The sequence below is a fragment of the Microbacterium rhizosphaerae genome (assembly GCF_034120055.1).
Classification (GTDB): Bacteria; Actinomycetota; Actinomycetes; order Actinomycetales; family Microbacteriaceae; genus Microbacterium; species Microbacterium rhizosphaerae.
The window spans coordinates 3,389,131-3,408,201 of record NZ_CP139368.1 but is presented as its reverse complement, the minus strand read 5'-3'; the positions used below and the strand labels follow the sequence as shown (position 1 = coordinate 3,408,201).

Here is a 19,071-nt window from a genome sequence, read left to right as displayed (position 1 = left end):
AATGGTGTAATATCTTCCCCGAAGCAAGAACATGCGGTACCGGGCGGGTCTTCGACTTCCGCGACTCCTACTGGGGTGGAGTCGCGGAGCGCAGGGACATTCGGGGGAAGTCTTCACCCGTCCGGTACCGCCGCCTCCCGCCTCCGTCGACGGAAGGAATCTCCAATGTTCGACGACTCCGCCCTCGTTCTCAGACGTGTCGATCGCTTCATCCGTGACCGCTTAGCGCCGGCCGTCGAGCGCGCCTCCGTGCCGCTCGACATCACCGCGTGGACTGTGCCGGACGAGCCGGTGCCGTTCGCCGAGGCCGTCGCGCAGCAGTTCGTCCCGTTCGCCGTCGGTACGCCGTGGGGCACGCCGTGGGGCACGACGTGGTTCCGCCTGCGGGGACGGATCCCGGAGGACTGGGACGCGGAATCGGCCGAGCTCGAGGTCGACCTCGGGTTCCACCTCGGCCAGCCCGGGTTCCAGGCCGAGGGGCTCGTCTTCGCGCCCGACGGCCGCATCGTCAAGGCCCTCGAACCGCGGAACACCCACATCCCCGTATCGGGCGCTGCCGTCGACGTCTACGTGGAGGCCGCATCGAACCCCGACATCGGCCAGAACTGGACGTTCGCCCCGACCCGCTTCGGAGACAAGGCGACTGCGGGAACGGCTCCGCTGTACGCCCTGCGCCGCGCGGACCTCGTGCTGCGCGATCGCGAGGCGTGGGAGCTGGTTCAGGACGTCGCGGTCCTGCGCGGACTGTACGGCCAGCTGCCTCCGACCTCGCCGCGGGCCGCCGAGATCCTGCGAGCACTCGAGCGCGCCGTCGACCTCTCCGACCCGGATGACATCGGGGGCACGGCATCCGTCGCCCGCGAGGCGCTCGCCCCCGCGCTCGCCGCGCACGCCAACGCCAGTGCGCACCGCGTCGCAGCCGTCGGACACGCGCATATCGACTCGGCCTGGCTGTGGCCGACGCGCGAGACCATCCGCAAGTGCGCGCGCACGTTCTCGAACGTGCTGGACCTGATGGACGCCGACCCGGCCTTCGTCTTCGCCGCCTCCTCTGCACAGCAGTACGCGTGGGTCGAGCAACGGTATCCCGGTCTGTTCGCCCGGCTGTCCGAGCGTGTGGCGGAGGGGAGGTTCGTGCCCGTCGGCGGAATGTGGGTCGAGGCCGACACGAACCTTCCGGGCGGCGAGGCGCTCGTGCGGCAGTTCGTCTACGGGCAGCGCTTCTTCGAGCGCGCCTTCGGGCGTCGCTCGACGATCGGCTGGCTGCCCGACTCGTTCGGATACACCGGCGCGCTGCCGCAGATCATGGCGGGCGTGGGGCTGAATTCGTTCCTCACCCAGAAGATCTCGTGGAACGAGCGCAACGTCTTTCCGCACCACACGTTCGAATGGGAGGGCATCGACGGCACCCGGATGTTCACGCACTTCCCGCCCGTCGACTCGTACGGAGCCGAGCTTCGCGCCCACGAGCTCGCGCGGGCGGAGCGCCAGTTCGCGGAGAAGGGCGCGGCGAACTCGTCGCTCGTGCCCTTCGGCTTCGGCGACGGCGGGGGAGGGCCGACGCGCGAGATGCTCGCGGCGGCCGCGCGCACCCGGTCGCTCGAGGGCTCGCCGCGCGTGCGGCTCACCGGCCCGGAGGAGTTCTTCGCCGAGGCGCGCGAGGAGTACGCGCACCCGCCGGTGTGGGCGGGCGAGCTCTACCTCGAGTTCCACCGCGGGACGTACACGTCGCAGGCCCGCACCAAACGCGGCAACCGCGGGTGCGAGCACCTGCTGCGCGAGGCGGAGCTCTGGGCGGCGACCGCGCACGTGCGGGCCGGCACGGAGTACCCGTACGACGTGCTCGAGGATGCGTGGCGCACGGTGCTGCTCCAGCAGTTCCACGACATCCTGCCCGGCTCGTCGATCGCCTGGGTGCACCGCGAGGCCGAGGCCGGCTACGCCCGCGTGCGGGTCGCCCTCGAGCAGGTGATCGCCGATGCCTTGGCCGCCCTCACCGGCCCGCTGCCCGAGCCGCCCTCCTCGGTCCCCGAGCCCCCCTCCTCGGTCCCCGAGCCTGTCGAGGGGTCGCACCCGGCACCCGACGCTGGATCCGCCCTCTTCAATGCCGGCCCCTTCGCGGTCGACGGAGTTCCCGCGCTGGGTTCCGGACCCGCGCACACGGCGTCCGATGCACGCCTCGCGCGCGCGGGCGACACGTACGTGCTCTCGACGGATCGTGTCCGCTTCGTGCTGGACGCCTCCGGCCGCATCGTCTCGGCGGTGGATGCCGCGTCGGGCCGCGAGGCGATCGCTCCCGGTCAGGCTGCCGGCGAGCTGCAGGTTTTCCGCGACATCCCCGCGCAGTGGGACGCCTGGGATGTCGACGAGAACTACCGGCGTCACGGCGAGGTCGTGGCATCCGTCGAGTCGATCGTCGTGGTCGAGCAGTCCTCGCAGCGCGTGGCCGTGCGGGTCGAGCGGGCCTTCGGCGATTCTCGGGTCGCGCAGGAGTTCTCGGTGTCGGCGGGATCGGCGCGCATCGACGTGACGACGGAGGTCGACTGGCATGAGCGGCAGCGCCTGCTGAAACTCGCGTTCCCGGTCGACATCCACACGACGACGGCGAGCTTCGAGGTGCAGTTCGGTCATGTGGTGCGCCCCATCCATCGCAACACCTCGTGGGATGAGGCGCGGTTCGAGACGAGCGCCCACCGATGGGTCCATGTCGGCGAGCCCGGGTTCGGCGTCGCCGTCGCGAACGATGCGACCTACGGCCACGACGTCACGCGTCACGCGCGAGAGGGCGGCGGCACGACGACGCTGGTGCGGCAGTCGCTGCTGCGGGCTCCGCTGTATCCGGATCCCGACGCGGATCAGGGCCGACACGTGTTCCGGTCGTCGCTGACGGTCGGTGCGGAGGTGCCGGATGCGGTCGCCGAGGGCTACCGCCTCAACCTCGCGCTGCGTCCCGGTCGGGCATCGGTCGAACCGCTCGTTCAGGCTCAGGGCGTCGTGGTGGAGTCGGTCAAGCTGGCCGAGGACCGTTCCGGCGATGTGATCGTGCGGCTGTACGAGCCGCTCGGGCGCCGGGGCGAAGCATCCGTCACGTTCGATGCCGATGTCGCGTCGATCGTGCGGACGGACCTTCTCGAGGATGCCGTCTCCGAGCCGGTCGTCGGCGCGACCATCGTCCTTCCTGTACGGCCGTTCGAGATCGTGACGCTCCGCGCGCGCCGCGCCGGTCGTTGAGCGAGCGGAGCGAGTCGAGACGTGGTGATCCGCGCCGCGCCGGTCGTTGAGCGAGCGGAGCGAGTCGAGACGGGGTGATCCGCGCCGCGCCGGTCGTTGAGCGAGCGGAGCGAGACGAAACGTGGTGACCCGTCCCGCGCCGGTCGTTGAGCGAGCGGAGCGAGTCGAAACGTGGTGATCCGCGCCGCGCCGGTCGTTGAGCGAGCGGAGCGAGACGAAACGGGGTGACCCGCGACCTCAGCCCGCGGTCGGCACCGGCCCCGTCGCATCCGGAGCCTTCTCGGTCACGGCGTGCGATCCGACGATGTCGACGACCTTCGGCATCCAGATCGCCGACACCAGGATGCCGACCGCGACCACCGCGACCGCGATGAACACCGCCACCGATGCGGAGACGATCGTGTGCGCGTCGTGGGCGTCGCCACCCATCCGGATGATGATCGAGTTCGCGATCGCACCCAGGATCGCGGCGCCGAGCGCCTGGCCGAGCGAGCGGGCGAACATGTTCGCGCCCGTGACGACCCCGCGCTCGCTCCACTCGACGCTCGACTGCGCCGCGACGAGGCTCGGGACGGCCGCGAAGCCGAAGCCCGCGCCGATGAAGAAGCAGCTGATCGCGACCAGCGCGACGGACGGATGCGGAGCCAGCAGAGCGAGCACCACCGTTCCGGCGAGCACGAGCATTCCGCCGCCGATCGAGGTCGCGCGGAATCCCCACCGGAGGTAGAACCGTCCGGCGAGGGCGGCCGCGATCGGCCAACCGATCGTGAAGGTCGCCAGGGCGAGGCCGGCGACGAGGGGGGAGGCGCCCGTGCCGACCTCGAGGTAGGTCGGGATGAAGGCCGTGAGGCCCACGAGGCCCATGCCGATCCCGAAACCGAGGACCGTCGTCGACGAGATGATCCGGCGGCGGAAGATCGACAAAGGCAGCACCGGCTCCGACACACGATGCTCCACGACGGCGAACACGGCGAGCAGCACCGCGCCGGCGGCGAAGATGCCGATGCCCGCCGCGGAGTTCCACGCCCACGCCGTGCCGCCCTCGAGCACGCCCAGCATGATGAGCGTCATGGATGCGGTCAGCAGTGCAGCTCCGACATAGTCGATCTTGTGCGGCCGGCGCTCGACCGTCTCGCGGAAGTTGCGCAGCAGCAGCCAGGCGGCCGCGATGCACAGCGGGATGTTGACGAGGAAGATGCCGCGCCAGATGCCGAGCTGGGCGAAGATCCCGCCGAGTGTCGGGCCGACGACGGCCGCGATCGCCCACACGCTCGCGATGTAGCCCTGCACCCGGGCGCGCTCCGCGATCGTGTAGATGTCGCCGACGATCGTGATCGACAGCGGCAGGATGGCGCCGGCGCCGATGCCCTGCACGGCCCGCGCGATGATGAGCGCCGGCATGCTCCACGCGATGCCCGCCAGGATCGAGCCGAGCAGGAACACCGAGATGCCGAACAGGAGCACGGGCCTGCGGCCGATGGTGTCGGCGAGCTTCGAATAGACAGGCACAGTCACGGCCGAGGTCAGCAGGTAGACCGAGAAGAGCCAGGGGAAAGACGAGAACGACCCGAGATCGTCGACGATCGAGGGAACGGCGGTCGCGATGATCGTCGAGTCGATGGCCACGAGTCCTGTGGCCACCATGACGGCGAGAAGGATCGCGCCTCGTTCAGATCTCAACCCGATGTCGTTCGCCATAACGGGGTGCAACCCCGCGTCGCGTGCAGGCTATTCCCAGCCCGTGAAATGCGTCAGGCGGTCAGGATGACGTCGTCGCGGAGGAGCGCAGCATCCAGCGCCTCCGTCGCAGCCCGGCGGCCTTCGGCGATCAGGCGCGGCACATCGCCCATCGTCCATTGGGCCATGCGCTCCATCTCGGGCTGGATGAGAACGACCGACGGGTCGGCCAGGAGGTCCGCGGTGCGGGTGAGGGTGCGCATCATCCGCACGTTCTCCCACTTGGCGTGCAGGCGCACGACGATCGTGCGGGTGGCGCCGAGCGCGCGCGCGGCCGATACCGGGACGTTGTCGACCATGCCGCCGTCCATGAGCAGCGCGCCGTGACGCCGCACGGGCGGGAGCAGTCCCGGAACCGCGATGCTCGAACGCAGGGCGGTGCTGAGCGGGCCCTCGTCGAGGATCACCGCGCGACGCGTGCGGAGGTCGGTCGCGACGGCCCCGAACCGGCGGGAGAAGTTCTCGATGAGCGGATCCTCACCGAAGACGCGATGGACGGAGCGGGTGACCGCGTGCGTGTCGAGAAGACCCCAGCGCGGACGGAGCGACCACGACGCGATCCACTTCCAGCGGAAGCCGAGCGCGGCGCGCTCGATGTCGTCGAGCCCGACGCCGGCGGCGTACGCGGCCGCGATGAGAGCCCCCGAGCTCGTGCCCGTGGCGATGCCGGGGCGCAGACCGCGCTCGGCGAGCACCTGGAGCACACCCACGTGCGCCGCGCCGAATGCGCCGCCGCCGCCGAGCGCGAGGCCGAGGGTGGTGTCGTCGCTCACGTGGCTGCTCCAAAGTCATCGAGGTGTGTGGGAGAACGTATCAGCGTGCGGCTGTGCAACGGCTGTCCGCCCTCAGTCGCCGTGAAGGAGATCGCCGTCGTTCCGCGGCTGCGGCAGCGGCCTCTCAGCAAGTGGAGACGCGACGGTCAGCGTTCTCCGGGGCGCGCCTACGGAAAGGTCCGGGTCGTGCCCGTCGGGATCGGGAAGAGCAGCTCGTTCGATACCGGGGAGACGAAGGCCGTCAGCTCGGCATCCGGCGGGATGCCGGCGCTCCGATCGTCGCCGCCGATGCCGCCGTTGGCGACGAGGGACCCCTGTGCGGTATCCAGAGCGAGTCCGGAGTTCGGCGCCGTCTCGGCGTAGATGTTCGCTGCGTTGTGCGCTCGGAAGGCCTTGACGCGGGGGTTGCCCGGCGCCGTCGTCTGCCAGATCGAGCGATCCGCGGCCAGCGAGTCCGCGCCCCTCCCGCACTCGTCGTTGTAGCCCACCAACGTCCACGTGCCCGACGTCGCTGAGGTGCCGGCATCCGCATCGTATTCGAGCTCCTGACCGAGCGAGTCGGCCGTCGAGCGCGGGAAGTACGCGAGCAGCCGCTTGTTCGGATCGCCCTGCTGCTCCTTCGGGTAGCGCCACGCGGCGGCGCGGGCGAGCGGCTGCGACTGCAGGCTCACTAGCGTTCCGTTCGGTGCGGAGAAGGTCGGAGCGAAGGATGCGTCGCAACTGAGCACCGAGTACAGCTCGACCTCACCCGCGGAATCCGCATCCGCCATGACCACGTAGTCGCGACGGACGTAGATGTACTGGGTCAGCCGGCGCTGGGCCGAGACGGCCTTCACGAGCGCGGGCTTGCCGAGCTGCGCATCCACGTACGCGATGTTGAATCCGGCGTGGATGTTCTCGATGATGTCGTACTCGACCTGCCGCCAGGCGATGAAGCGATACGCCGCAGGACCGTAGGCGTAGAGCGCCGTGATGGCCGCGAGCAGGGCGGCGAGCCACGTGATCGCCTTCAACGGCGCGCTGATCCACTGCCAGGTGGTCTGCCACCAGTGCTGTCTCGGCGCCGGGTTGGACGGCGGCGGTGTCGACTCGTCGGATTCGCTCACGGCTGCCCCCAAACCGCGCTTCCGTGCGGTCCGCCCACGCTGCGGGGGCCGCGATCTCGATCGTGACCGACGATACGCGCGCCGGCGGGGCAAAACGAGGAGCCCGTGCGGATCTTCACCGGCCACCCGCGCGCTCGGCGTAGCTCACCTGAGTCACAGACTCGACCTGCAAGGCTCGTTCGGTGACTACCGACGTCGACCTTCTGACCCACGCGCCGGCACCCACGACCGTCAACGGCATCCTGCGTCCCTCGAGGCATCCGGTGTTCGTCGTGGTCATCGCGGTGCTCGGCGCCGCGCTGGTGACTGCGACGGGGCTGGTGCTGCGTGCGCATCACCTCGACCAGGCGCTCTCGCACGCGCTCAACCAGCTGCACACCGGCGCGATCGGCGTGGCGGCGGGCTTCGCGTACACGGCGATCGGGCCGATGCCCGCGATCGTCCTCACCGTCATCGTGACGGGCGTCATCTGGGCGGTCACCCGACGGCTCCCGGTTGCGGCCGCCTTCGCGGGAGTCGTTGCGGTGACGTGGCTGTCGTCGGATGTGGTGAAGATCTTCGTGCACCGGGTGCGCCCGGACGGTCACCTGCTGACGTATCCGTTCACGCCCGCGCAGCTCGACGCGTCATACCCGAGCGGCCACGTGGTGTTCGTGACGACGTTCGTGATCGCGCTGGGGTTCGTCCTGCGCGGAAGCCGATGGATGCCCGTCTGGATCGTCGCCGGCACGCTCGCCGTCCTCGGCATCGCGCTCGCTGTGGCGATCGACGGGGTGCACTATCCGACGGATGCCGTGGCATCGATGCTCTGGGGCGTGACGGTGACCCCGGGGGTCCGCGTGGTCGTGGCCGACCTGCTCATGCCGAGGGTGCCGTTCCTGCGGGTGTGAGCCGGACGCAACTGTGCGCGACCGGCCGACGGCCGGTCGCGCACAGAATCAGGTGGTTCAGAGGGGGCGGATGTTCGCCGCCTGCGGGCCCTTCTGGCCCGTCTCGGCGTCGTACTCGACCTTCTGGTTCTCCTCCAGGTTGCGGTGGCCGGATCCGGCGATCGCGCTGAAGTGGGCGAACAGGTCCGCGCCTCCGTCGTCGGGGGCGATGAAGCCATAGCCCTTGTCGGAGTTGAACCATTTGACGGTGCCGGTGGCCATGACGTCATTCCTTCGTTGTCTGGGACCACGCGAGTGATCCGCGATTCCGCGTCGGCGGCGCCGGCGCGGAGTGTGGGGAGGGTGCGATGCAGGGATGCTCGCGCCCCGAGCAGCGAACGCCTGAAGCATCCGTCGAGCGGTGGTCAGCGTCGTCGAGCTGCCGAGTGCCTGCCCGGTCGGACCGAAGACGGCGAAGTCGGCGTCATCGACGATGACGTGCCCTGCGTACTCGCCGTCGCGCGTTGCGACGTGCACGTCGTCGGCCGGTCGCAGCCAGCTCAGGTCGCCGTGGGACGGCGGGGTGATCGTGGGTGAGGAGATGAGAAATCGATTCGTTCAGGTCAAGGACCATGCCTTCGTCGGCAGGTCGTCAGAAAGGGATGGATTATGGTGGGCGGCGCTCGGTGCGGCGCCAATATGACCGGGAGATCGCCGGATACAGAACACGGCGATGACTCAACCAATCCACCCAGTCTACCCGATGCGGAGCCAGACATCCCGTGAGCCGAAGATGATGCGGATTTCGGGCCGCATGTCGGACCCCCGTGCGAGTATGCGGCTATGGAGCTTCAGGCCGTATGGCCGCACCTTCGACCCGACAGCAGGGACTGGCTGATCGCCCATAACGGGGAGGCGCTTCCCCCGTCGATCCTCGCCGACGTCCTCGCGGCGAACGGGGGCAGCCCCGACTCGTCCTGGTGGTCGCGCGACGATGTCGGTCGCCTCGGATTGCCCGACGACGCCGTCGACTGGATCGAGAGCGTGGCCAACGGCGAGATCGCCGCATAGGTCGGCTGCATCCCGGTGCGCCGGCGTCAGCTCGGCGGACCGGCGGGCTTGTGGCTCAGCCGAGGTTCACCCCGGTCAGCTGTACGGCACAGGGGCGGGCCGGTCGACCGTCGAGCTCGTGTCGATCCGCGTGCCGGATGCGGCCGATCTCAGCAGGCCCGTCATGACGTCGAGCACATGCAGCCCCATGGCACCGGAGGCGCGACCGTCGGCTCGCTCGGGCGTGCGGATCATGTCGAGCAGCCCGATGCCGCGGGCCGAGTCGCGATAGCCGCCGCGTGGCTCGATCAGCTGCCAGTCGTCCGCACCGAGGCGACGGAGTGTCACATCGCCGGCGAAGGTGTTGGGGTCCGGTGCGGTCAGCGAGGCGTCGGTGCCGTGGATCTCGATCGGCGGGGCGGTGGTCGCCACGGCGTCGAAGCTCGTGGTGAGCGTCGACAGGGCGCCCGACGCGTGGGTCAGGATCCCCGTCACGTGAGTGTCGACCTCGACGGGAATCGGCGTCCCTGCGCGGTGCCCGGTGGCGATGACCCGCTCCGACCGCAGCCTGCTGCTCGCGCCGATCACGGAGACGACGGGTCCGAGCAGCTGGACGAGGGCGCTGACGTAGTACGGGCCCATGTCGAGCAGGGGCCCGCCGCCGGGCAGGTAGTAGAAGTCCGGGTTGGGGTGCCACCGCTCATGTCCCGGTGTGGCCATGATCGCCATGGCGGCGACCGGCATCCCGATCTCTCCGGCGTCGATGACGGCGCGCGCGGTCTGGATGCCGGTCCCGAGCACGGTGTCGGGGGCGCACCCGACGCGCACGCCGGCTCCTCGGGCTGCCGTGATGATGCGCTGCGCGTCCTCCAGCGTCGCTGCGAGCGGCTTCTCCGTGTAGACGTCCTTGCCGTGGGCGATGGCCGCGAGGCACACCTCCGCGTGCGCGCCGGGGGTGGTGAGGTTGAGCACGACGTCGACGTCGTCGGAGCCGACGAGTTCGTCCACGCTGAGCGCGCGGGCGGCGGGCAGCGCTGCCGCCGCCTCCGCGGCGCGCGCGGCGTCGAGGTCCGCCACGGCGGTGATCTCGACCTCGGGCGACGGGGTGAGGGTCTCCAGGTAGGCGCGGGAGATGACCCCGAGTCCGACGATGCCTATGCGGTGCGGGCGGCCCACAGCATTCCCCTTTCGATGATGGTGCGGACGGACGGGTTGTCGAGGACGTCGAGGCTGTGCCCCGGCGTGGTCACCACGATGCGGCCGCGGCCCCACGCGCGCGTCCACACGACAGGCGAGGTGTGCGGGCGATGCCAGGGCTGCCACGCCTCCGCGGGGTGGGTCGTGGTGGCCAGAACATCGTTGAGCTCGTCGACCAGCACCCAGTACTGCTCGGTGTGCAGGTCGAAGTCGTCGAGTCCTGCGGTGATGGGGTGCGTGCGCCCCAGGTCGGTGATGTTCACCGTGTAGTCGCGGAAGTTCTCCTCGCCCTCCAGCCGGGTCTCACCCGGTCCGACCGCGGGATGCGTCGCGAACTGACCGCCGACGAGCTGCAGGTAGTCGGAAGATGCGCGGAACGAGTCGGCGATCCCGCCGTGCCATCCGGTGAACCCGGTCCCGGCCTCGATGGCGCCGCGCAGTCCCGCCAGCTCGGCCGGCTCGATCGTGGACATCGTCACGCTCTGCACGATGAGGTCCGTCTCGGCCATCGCCGCGGCGTCCGCGTACACCGCGGTCGACTCCTCGATGCGCACGTCGAATCCGTTCGCGGCGAGGAAGGGGAGGAAGCGCTCGGTGGCGGCGACGGGCTGGTGTCCCTCCCAGCCGCCGCGGACGACGAGCGCGTGCCTGGTGTCTGTCATTGTGTGCCTCTGTTCACGGGTGTGGATGTCGAGGAGTTCGCCGCGCTCTCCGAGACGGCGGCGAGAACCCGCTGCACGTCGAGCGCCTCGTCGAAGCTCGGCGTGGGCTGTGTGCCGTCTGCGATGGCGGTCACGAAGTCGGCGACCTGGTTGGTGAAGAGGTGGTCGTAGCCCAGGCCGTGCCCGACCGGCCACCAATGCTCCGTGTAGTGGTGCACGGCATCCGTCACCTGGACGCGATGGAAGCCCTGCGTCTCGCGCGGCTCGCGCGCGTCGAAGTACTCGAGCTCGTTGAGCCGCTCGAAGTCGAAGGCGATCGATCCGAGCTCGCCGTTGATCTCGATCCGGTTGGCATTCCGCCGGCCCGTCGCGAACCTCGTGGCCTCGAAGACCCCGAGCGCGCCTGCGGAGAAACCTGCCGTGAAGGCGGCCGCGTCGTCCACCGTGACGGGGGCCATCGGCGCGTCGGCATCCGCGACCCCGCCGAGCTCACCGCCGACAGCAGCCTGCGGGCGCCGGTCGACGAACGTCCGCAGGGTGGCCGAGACGGCGGTGATCCGCTCGCCGGTGAGCCACTGAGCGGTGTCGATGCTGTGTGCCCCGATGTCGCCGAGAGCGCCGGATCCGGCGAGGGAGGCGTCGAGCCGCCAGCTCATCGGCACGGTGGCGTCGGCGAGCCAATCCTGCAGGTACTGCGCACGCACATGGCGGATCGCCCCGAGGTCGCCGCGGTCGATCAGCTGCTTCGCGAGGGCGAGGGCGGGGGTGCGCCGGTAGCTGAAACCGCACATCGACCGGATGCCGCGGGCCGCCGCATCCCGCGCCGCATCCGTCATGCGCTCCGCGGACGGCACGTCGTTCGCCAGGGGCTTCTCGCAGAGCACATGCTTGCCGGCGGCCAGGGCCGCGAGCGCGATCTCTTCGTGCAGGTAGCCCGGCACGCAGATGTCGACGACGTCGATGTCGTCGCGGGCGACCGCAGCGCGCCAATCGGTGGTCGACTCCGCCCAGCCGAGCACGTCGGCGCGCTCCCGCGTCCGCCCGGTGTCGGACCCCACCAGGACGGCGAGCTCCGGCTCCAGCGGAAGCGGGAAGAACCGATGCGCCGATCGCCACGCGTGTGAGTGGGCCCGGCCCATGAACGCCGTGCCGATGAGCGCGACCCGCAGTTTCTCTGTCATCCTCGACCTCCTCGGTCGATGCTGGCACGCGGCGCCACCGTTGGGGCCATTCGTGCGCAAAAATGGATCGTGGTCGAAACGCCGAGGACGTCGCTGGAGGACGTGGCATCGCTCGCGGGCGTCTCTGCAGCCAGCGCGTCTCGCGCGCTCACCGGTCGCGGCGAGCTGTCTCCCGAGACGCGCCGTCGGGTGCTCGAGGCCGCGGCGACGCTCGGATACGACCGGAGTTCGACCCCTCGGGGCCGTCCTCGGCCGCCGGACGCGCGGATCATCGAGCTCGTGTTCGGCCGCCTCACTGGCGCCTGGGTGAGCCGTGCGGTCGTCGGAGCCCACGAGCAGGCGTTCGCGCTCGGGTACGACCTCGTGCTCACACAGGAGCGTGAGTCCGCATCGGACGACTGGCACGTCCGAGCGGCGGCACGGCACTCGTCCGGCGTGATCACGGCGGTGGTCACGCCGACGGCGGGCCAGATCGACTACCTGGCCGAGTTCGCGATCCCCACGGTGCTGCTCGATCCGCACGGGGAGCCGCACCGCGACCTCGTGACGGTGTCCGCGACGAACGAGCGCGGGGGCTTCGAGGCTGGACGGCATCTCGTCGAGCGGGGCTACGAGCGCTTCGCCCTCGCCCTCAGCCCGCTCCAATACCGATACGGCCGTGCCAGGACGCGGGGCTTCCGGGAGGCGCTGGCGGCGGCCGGCGTCGACGATCTCGCGACGGTCGAGGTCGGGTGGGATGGACGCATCTCACGGGCGGCGGTCGACCGGCTCGTCGGGCTCGCGGAGGGCGGGCCCGTCGGCCTCTTCGCACTCAACGACACGATGGCGAACGCGGTCGTGTCCGCGCTGCTGCGTGCGGGCGTCCGGGTGCCCGAGGATGTCGGCGTCGTCGGTTTCGACGGCGACCCGCGGCCGCCCAGTGCGCCGCTGGCCGTGACGAGCATCCACCAGCCGATCCGAGAGATGGCGGCCCGGGCGATCGACGCGGTCGACCGTCTGCGGCGTGGCGAGCAGATCGCGCAACGGCGGATCGAGCTTCCCACCGACCTCCTGCGTCGCGATTCGACCTGACGGGGTCCCGCATCGCGATCGAGTGAACTCCGGGCGCGGGAGCCCACAGCCGCGGGCGTCAGAACGTCGCGTCGAGGGCCGCATCGAGGTCGGCGATGAGGTCCGAGGCCTCCTCGAGTCCGACGGAGAGTCGGAGGTGGCCCATCCTGCGGAAGGGCTCGGGGTAGCTCGCCACCCGGCCGCCCTCGGTGCCGGTGTGGACGATGAGCGAATCGTCGTGTCCGAGCGAGAAGCCGGATGTGATCAGGCGGAGATTCGCCACGAACCGGTTCTGCGTGGCCGGGTCGCCCGCGACGGCGAAGGCCATCATCCCGCCGCCGCCCCGCGCGCCGAACTGCCGTGTCGCGACGTCGTGCTCCGGATGCGACGGCAGACCGGGGTAGAAGACGTACGAGACACGGGGGTCGGCGGCGAGGAACTCGGCCACCGCCTGAGCCGAGGCGAAGTGCTGGCGCAGGCGGAGCGGAAGCGTCACGGAGCCACGGTGGATCTGCCAGGCGTTGAAGGGTGAGATCACCCCGCCGACATCCACCATCGCGTCGGCCTTGATCGGCTCGATCAGCTCGCGCGAGCCGATGACCGCCCCGCCCATCGCGTCGCCGTGACCGTTGATGTACTTCGTCAGGGAGTGGACCACGAGGTCGGCACCGTCCTGCAGCGGCCGATAGAACGGCGGCGGCGTGAACGTGGAGTCCACCATGAGGAGCGCGCCGGCCTCGTGGATGATCTGCGCGACCGCCGCCACGTCGGCGACCTTCGTCGTCGGGTTGGCGATCGCCTCGATGCACACCAGGCGGGTGTTCGAGCGCATGGCGGCGCGCACGGCGTCGAGATCCGTCACATCGACGAAGGTGGCTTCGATGCCGTATCGCTGGGGGAGCAGCTCGGTCCACAGCCGCCAGGTGGCTTCGTAGGTCACGTCGCTGACGACGACGTGATCACCGCTGCGGACGTGCGTGAAGAAGACCGCGTGCAGTGCCGCGACACCCGACGCCAGGGCCACGGCATCCTCCCCGCCCTCGAGCGCTGCGAGCTTCTCTTGGAGCGCGTGCTGGTTCACCCCGGTGTTGCGCGTGTAGAGCCCGGGCGCCGTTGCTGACCAGCTGATGTCGCTGGGGTCGTCGGGCAGTGCATAGGAGTTCGCCATCACCAGAGGGACCCTCAGCGCACGGGTCGAATCGAGCCGGTTGCCGCCGTGGACGGCGAGGCTCAGCTCCGACAGCGTCTCTGCACGGCTCCGATCGGGGCGTTGACACATGGGATCCTCCTCGACAAGCGCGCGTCTGCGCATCGACAGAGCGCGGGCCGCGCACTGAAGCTACGCTAGCGTGTGAAATAAGCATTGACAATTGCGCATAGCGCATAGGAGTGATCATGGCCGGGTCTCGTCTGGATGCGCTCGATCTGCAGATCCTCGAGGCGCTCACGGGGGATGCGAGGATCCCGCTCGTCACGATCGCCACGCAGGTGCATCTCTCGCGCAACGCCGTCCGGCAGCGCATCGAGCGGATGGAGCGCGACGGTGTCATCGACGGATACACCGTCGTGCGCGGCGGCGCGGCCGGTCCGCGCGTCACCGCGATCGTGATGATCTACCGCGCGGACCGGATGCGGGACGACCGGGTCGTGGCCGAGCTGCGCCGCATCCCCGAGATCATGCGATGCGACGTGCTCTCGGGGGAGTACGACCTGTTCGTCACGCTCCAAGCGGACTCGATGGACCGGATCGGTCAGGTCTGGGAGCAGATCGCCGCGATTCCCGGGGTGGCGAACACCGTGACCGCGATCTCGCTCACCCGGGCGATCGATCGGACGTGAGGCGGGTCACGCGTTGATGCAGATGACCTTCGGCTGCGTCATCTCCTCGTACGCGAACCGCACGCCCTCCCTGCCCATGCTTCCGTACTTGGCCCCGCCGAACGGCATGCTGTCGACACGGTAGTCCGACGAGTCGTTGATCATGACGCCTCCGGCCTCGAGCTGTCCCGACACGCGCAGCGCACGGGTGATGTCAGCGGTGAAGGTCGCGGCATGGAGAGCGAATTCGATCTCGTTCGACTGCAGGATCGCCTGTTCCTCGGTGTCGAACACGGACAGCACCACGACCGGCGCGAACACCTCGTCCGTCCACAGCTCGCACGACAACGGCACCTCCTCGACGACTGTCGGCCAGTAGACCGAGCCCTCGCGTCGATGACCGACCAGCACCCGTGCGCCGGCGGACACCGCATCCGCGACGACCCGTTCTGCGCGCTGCGCCGCGGCCACCGTGATCATGGGTCCGACATCGGTCGCCTCATCGGCGGGATCGCCGGCGCGGAGGGCGACCGTCTGCGCCACGAAGCGCTCGCGGAAGGCCGCGTAGGCCTCGCGCTGCACGAGCACGCGCTGGGCGCCGACGCAGTTCTGCCCGGCCGCCCAGAAGGCCCCCGACACGCACGACTCCACGGCCGCATCGATGTCCGCGTCGGCGAAGACGATCACCGGCGCGTTGCCTCCGAGCTCCATCGCGAGCTTCTTCAGGCCCGCGTTGCGAGCGATCGCCTCACCGGTCGCGAAGCCGCCGGTGAACGACACCATCCGCACCTCGCGCGCGGCGACCAGCGTCTGCGCAAGACGGCGATCGCCGTGGACGACGGTGACGATCTCATCCGGCAGGCCCGCGTCGATCAGCAGATCCACGAGGAATCGCGCGGTGAGCGGCGTCAGCTGGGACGGCTTCAGGACGACGGCGTTGCCGCCGGCGATCGCGGGCCCGAGCTTGTGCGCGACGAGGTTGAGCGCATCGTTGTAGGGGGTGATCGCGAGGATGATGCCCAGCGGTTCCCTGGTGTACCAGCCGCGGCGGTTCTCCGAGCCCTCGAATGCGTCGAACGGGATGACTTCACCTGCGTCGGAGCGCGCCGCATCGGCCGACAGGGACAGCGTCATCCGTGCTCGCCGCACCTCCTTGCGCGCCTGCCGGATGGTCTTGCCCGCCTCGCGCACGATGAGTCCCGCAGCCTCTTCCGCCCGCTCGGCGAGGAGCGCCGCCGCGCGGTCGAGGATCTGGTGCCGCGAGAAGCGGGACAGCGACCGGGAGATCCGCAGACCCATTCGTGCTCGCTCCATCACGGCGTCGACATCGCCGGGTCCGTTCTGGGGGACGGAGCCGATGGTCGTCCCGTGGTAGGGATCGGTCACGATCAGCGGTGGCGGACCGTCGACGGCGTGCGATCCGACGACCGCGGGGGCGCTCACTGGTTCGCCTCCGCCGTGGCGCGCTGCCGGGCGTCGATGGCGATGATGTCCGACAGGAGGGCGTAGGCGGTCTCGACGCGTCCGGCCCCCGGTCCGGCGACGGTCACCGTGCCGAGCAGGTCGGTGTCGAACGACACGGCGTTCGTCGGGCCGCTCACGGCAGCGAGAGGATGAGTCGACGGCAGCGCCACGGGCTGGACGCTCGCCGTGATGCGCCCGTCTGCATCGCGGGATGCCGAGCCGACCAGCTTCCAGCGGCTGCCGTTCGCGGCGGCGGCGATGATGTCGGCGGAGCTCACCCCGGAGATGCCCCGGCACGACACATCCTCCGCCGTGATGCTTCCGCCGAGAACCTCGTTGGCGAGGATGACGACCTTCAGCCGCACGTCGGACCCCTCGATGTCCGCCGTCGGGTCGGCCTCGGCGTACCCGAGCGCCTGGGCCTCGGCCACCGCGGCATCCAGCGTCATGCCGGATTCCATCTGCCCGAGGACGTAGTTGCTGGTGCCGTTCAGAATGCCCTGCACCGCATTCACGCGCAGACCCTTCAGGGTCTCGCTGACGAATCGCAGGATGGGCGTTCCGCTGACGACCGAGCCCTCGTACTCGAAGCGGACGCCATGGGCGGCGGCCAGGCGATCGAGTTCTGCACCGGCCAGGGCGACCGGACCCTTGTTGGTCGTGGCGACGCTCTTGCCGCTCTCGAGCGCGGCGCGCACGTGGGAGATCCCGGGCTCGCCGTCGAGCGGATTCGTGAAGGTGGCTTCGACGACGATGTCGGCCGTGGTGTTGCGGATCACGTAGTCGTTCTGCGGCACGGCGGCGCCGCCGCGCCAGCCGGCGAACGTGTCCGCTCCGGTCATGGCGAACACCGCCCCGAGGTCGACTCCGTCGGCCTGCATGAGAGAGCCGAGGCGCAGGTCGGTGATGGCGACCACCCGGAGGACGAACCCGAGTTCTTCGGCGAGTTCGTCTCCGCGATGGTGGATGATCTCGGCCAGCGCTCGATTGACGCCACCGAAGCCGATCAGTGCGATGTCGTGACGGTTCACGGCGGGGCTCCTTCTCAGTCGTGGGGGAGGGACCCGACCAGTGTGCGCAACGCGGGTGTCGGTGCGCGCCTGGCAGATCGCACACGTGCACTGACAGTTCGACCAGGGCGCCGACACTCTGCTCGTCATGCCTCGACGAGCCGACATCCTGGCTCCTGACCCTTGTGCGCGGTGAGGGGGCCGGGTATCGTCCCCGGCAGCTGACGTGCAAAATCAACACATTGGTGTGATGATGTAGCACGGAGCCATCCGATCACCGCTGACCCGATTGCGAGAGGCCATGAGCCCCACATCCCCCGAGAAAGTGCTTCCCAACGCGCTTCCCCACACCACCGCCACCCAGGTCCCGCTGCGCAGGCTGCAGCGGTCCATGGATGCTCGCCACCTGATCATGATCGCGCTCGGCGGTGTGATCGGGTCGGGCCTGTTCCTCAGCTCCGGCTACACGATCAGCCAGGCTGGTCCGCTCGGCGCGATCATCGCCTATCTCGTCGGCGCACTCGTCGTGTACCTGGTGATGGCCTGCCTCGGCGAACTGGCCATCGCCTACCCCGTCTCCGGCGCGTTCCACATCTACGCGGCGAGGTCCATCGGGCCCGCGACGGGATTCACCACCGCGTGGCTCTACTGGCTGTGCTGGGTCGTCGCGCTCGGATCCGAGTTCACGGCCGCCGGCATCCTCATGCAGCGGTGGTTCCCGCACGTCGACGTGTGGGTCTGGTGCCTCCTGTTCGCCGCGGGGCTGTTCACCATCAACGCGATCTCAGCCCGCGTCTTCGGCGAGCTGGAGTTCTGGTTCTCGCTGATCAAGGTCGTTGCGATCGTCTCGCTGATCGCCCTGGGCGGCGCAGCCGTGTTCGGCTTCACCCCGCTGTCGTCGGAGCATCCGCCCGCCGTGCTCTTCAGCAACTTCATGACCCCGCACGGTCTGTTCCCGAACGGCATCGGCGGTGTCCTCGTGACGGCTCTCGCCGTGTTCTACGCGTTCAGCGGCTCGGAGCTGATCGGCGTCGCAGCGGGCGAGACGAAGGACCCCGGCAAGAACATCCCGCGGGCGGTGCGATCGACGGTCTGGCGACTGCTGATCCTGTTCGTCGGCTCCATCACCGTCATCGCCGCGATCCTTCCCTACGACAAGGCGAGCGTGACGAGCAGCCCCTTCGTCGACGTGTTCGAGTACGTGGGCATTCCGTACGCGGCGGACATCATGAACTTCGTCATCATCACCGCGCTGCTCTCCGCGGGCAACAGCGGCCTGTTCTCGTGCGCCCGGATGCTGTTCTCCCTCGCCGAGGAAGGCCATGCGCCGCGTGCCCTGACGCGGCTGACGCGCCGCGGCATCCCTCTCGTGGCGCTGTGCGTGAGCCTCGCCCTCGGCCTCGTCTCGCTCGTCTCCAGTGTGATCGCGCCCGAGACCGTCTACCTGGTCCTCGTCTCGATCGCCGGGTTCGCCGTGGTCGCCGTGTGGATGTCGATCGTCGCATCGCAGTTCTTCCACCGCAGGAGGTTCATCCGCAACGGCGGCGACCTGAGTTCGCTCCCGTACCGGACGCCCCTGTACCCGGTCCTGCCGATCGTCACCTTCCTCCTGCTGCTCGCCTCGGTGATCGCCATCGCCTTCGATCCCACACAGGTGGCGGCCCTCTACTTCGGCCTTCCGTTCGTCGGGCTCTGCTACCTGTTCTTCTGGTGGCGCTACGGTCGTCGCGGCGCGAAGGCGACCGTGACGGTCTCCGAGGAGGCTCCGGTCGACCTCGTCGACGATCCCGCAGCGGAGGAGCCGCGGCCCGGGGACGACACGCTAACCTCTGTACAGCGTGAGGGCGGCGCCTGAACGTCCGGCGACGGACCGCTCCCCGCGGGGCCGCACCCCGCATCGATCCACTCCCGCACGGAAGAGGT

16 protein-coding genes are annotated in these 19,071 nt (G+C 69.7%); 6 read left to right on the top strand and 10 right to left on the bottom strand.

Features of this window, described 5'->3' with window-relative positions; translation table 11 throughout:
* The first annotated feature begins 165 nt into the window (after positions 1-165).
* Positions 166-3,231, top strand: coding sequence for an alpha-mannosidase (locus SM116_RS15565; protein ID WP_320941878.1), 3,066 nt, complete (start codon positions 166-168; stop codon positions 3,229-3,231).
* 237 nt (positions 3,232-3,468) lie between these two features.
* On the opposite strand, the gene SM116_RS15560 is transcribed toward SM116_RS15565, so the two are convergent.
* From SM116_RS15560 to SM116_RS15550, 3 genes are all read right to left on the bottom strand, one after another.
* The gene (locus SM116_RS15560; protein WP_320941877.1) at positions 3,469-4,929 is read right to left on the bottom strand and encodes an MFS transporter; all 1,461 of its coding nucleotides are present in this window, start codon (positions 4,927-4,929) and stop codon (positions 3,469-3,471) included.
* Positions 4,930-4,982: 53 nt separating this feature from the next.
* Positions 4,983-5,741, bottom strand: a complete 759-nt coding sequence (locus SM116_RS15555; protein ID WP_320941876.1) for a patatin-like phospholipase family protein — start codon at positions 5,739-5,741, stop codon at positions 4,983-4,985.
* A 167-nt stretch (positions 5,742-5,908) separates the two neighbouring features.
* The gene (locus tag SM116_RS15550) at positions 5,909-6,847 is read right to left on the bottom strand and encodes an ETEC_3214 domain-containing protein (protein WP_320941875.1); all 939 of its coding nucleotides are present in this window, start codon (positions 6,845-6,847) and stop codon (positions 5,909-5,911) included.
* Between the two features lie 182 nt (positions 6,848-7,029).
* Here SM116_RS15550 and SM116_RS15545 point away from each other — a divergent pair, with 182 nt between their 5' ends.
* Positions 7,030-7,737, top strand: a complete 708-nt coding sequence (locus SM116_RS15545) for a phosphatase PAP2 family protein (protein WP_320941874.1) — start codon at positions 7,030-7,032, stop codon at positions 7,735-7,737.
* Between the two features lie 57 nt (positions 7,738-7,794).
* Here the strand turns inward: SM116_RS15545 and SM116_RS15540 are convergent, their stop codons facing one another.
* The gene (locus SM116_RS15540; protein WP_320941873.1) at positions 7,795-7,998 is read right to left on the bottom strand and encodes a cold-shock protein; all 204 of its coding nucleotides are present in this window, start codon (positions 7,996-7,998) and stop codon (positions 7,795-7,797) included.
* Positions 7,999-8,559: 561 nt separating this feature from the next.
* Between SM116_RS15540 and SM116_RS15535 the strand changes: the two genes are divergently transcribed.
* Positions 8,560-8,787: a hypothetical protein gene (locus SM116_RS15535; RefSeq protein ID WP_320941872.1), complete on the top strand. Its 228-nt coding sequence runs from the start codon at positions 8,560-8,562 to the stop codon at positions 8,785-8,787.
* A gap of 75 nt (positions 8,788-8,862) precedes the next feature.
* Here the strand turns inward: SM116_RS15535 and SM116_RS15530 are convergent, their stop codons facing one another.
* From SM116_RS15530 to SM116_RS15520, 3 genes are read right to left on the bottom strand one after another with little or no spacing between them, the layout of a single operon-like run.
* Positions 8,863-9,942: a Gfo/Idh/MocA family protein gene (locus SM116_RS15530; protein ID WP_320941871.1), complete on the bottom strand. Its 1,080-nt coding sequence runs from the start codon at positions 9,940-9,942 to the stop codon at positions 8,863-8,865.
* On the bottom strand, positions 9,921-10,625 hold the full coding sequence (locus SM116_RS15525; protein WP_320941870.1) for a ThuA domain-containing protein: 705 nt from the start codon (positions 10,623-10,625) through the stop codon (positions 9,921-9,923). Before SM116_RS15525 ends, SM116_RS15530 begins: the two co-directional genes overlap by 22 nt.
* Positions 10,622-11,806 (bottom strand): Gfo/Idh/MocA family protein, encoded by a 1,185-nt coding sequence (locus tag SM116_RS15520; RefSeq protein ID WP_320941869.1) that lies wholly within the window; start codon positions 11,804-11,806, stop codon positions 10,622-10,624. Before SM116_RS15520 ends, SM116_RS15525 begins: the two co-directional genes overlap by 4 nt.
* Positions 11,807-11,875: 69 nt before the next feature.
* Between SM116_RS15520 and SM116_RS15515 the strand changes: the two genes are divergently transcribed.
* The gene (locus tag SM116_RS15515) at positions 11,876-12,877 is read left to right on the top strand and encodes a LacI family DNA-binding transcriptional regulator (RefSeq protein ID WP_320941868.1); all 1,002 of its coding nucleotides are present in this window, start codon (positions 11,876-11,878) and stop codon (positions 12,875-12,877) included.
* A 58-nt stretch (positions 12,878-12,935) separates the two neighbouring features.
* Here the strand turns inward: SM116_RS15515 and SM116_RS15510 are convergent, their stop codons facing one another.
* Positions 12,936-14,135, bottom strand: a complete 1,200-nt coding sequence (locus SM116_RS15510; RefSeq protein ID WP_320941867.1) for a trans-sulfuration enzyme family protein — start codon at positions 14,133-14,135, stop codon at positions 12,936-12,938.
* A 116-nt stretch (positions 14,136-14,251) separates the two neighbouring features.
* Between SM116_RS15510 and SM116_RS15505 the strand changes: the two genes are divergently transcribed.
* A complete protein-coding gene (locus SM116_RS15505; protein ID WP_320941866.1) occupies positions 14,252-14,695 on the top strand; it encodes an Lrp/AsnC family transcriptional regulator in 444 nt (147 codons plus the stop codon).
* A gap of 6 nt (positions 14,696-14,701) precedes the next feature.
* On the opposite strand, the gene SM116_RS15500 is transcribed toward SM116_RS15505, so the two are convergent.
* Positions 14,702-16,117 (bottom strand): aldehyde dehydrogenase family protein, encoded by a 1,416-nt coding sequence (locus tag SM116_RS15500; protein ID WP_320941865.1) that lies wholly within the window; start codon positions 16,115-16,117, stop codon positions 14,702-14,704.
* Positions 16,114-17,169 (bottom strand): homoserine dehydrogenase, encoded by a 1,056-nt coding sequence (locus SM116_RS15495; RefSeq protein WP_320941864.1) that lies wholly within the window; start codon positions 17,167-17,169, stop codon positions 16,114-16,116. Before SM116_RS15495 ends, SM116_RS15500 begins: the two co-directional genes overlap by 4 nt.
* A gap of 280 nt (positions 17,170-17,449) precedes the next feature.
* Between SM116_RS15495 and SM116_RS15490 the strand changes: the two genes are divergently transcribed.
* Positions 17,450-19,003 (top strand): amino acid permease, encoded by a 1,554-nt coding sequence (locus SM116_RS15490; protein ID WP_320941863.1) that lies wholly within the window; start codon positions 17,450-17,452, stop codon positions 19,001-19,003.
* The last annotated feature ends 68 nt before the right edge of the window (positions 19,004-19,071 follow it).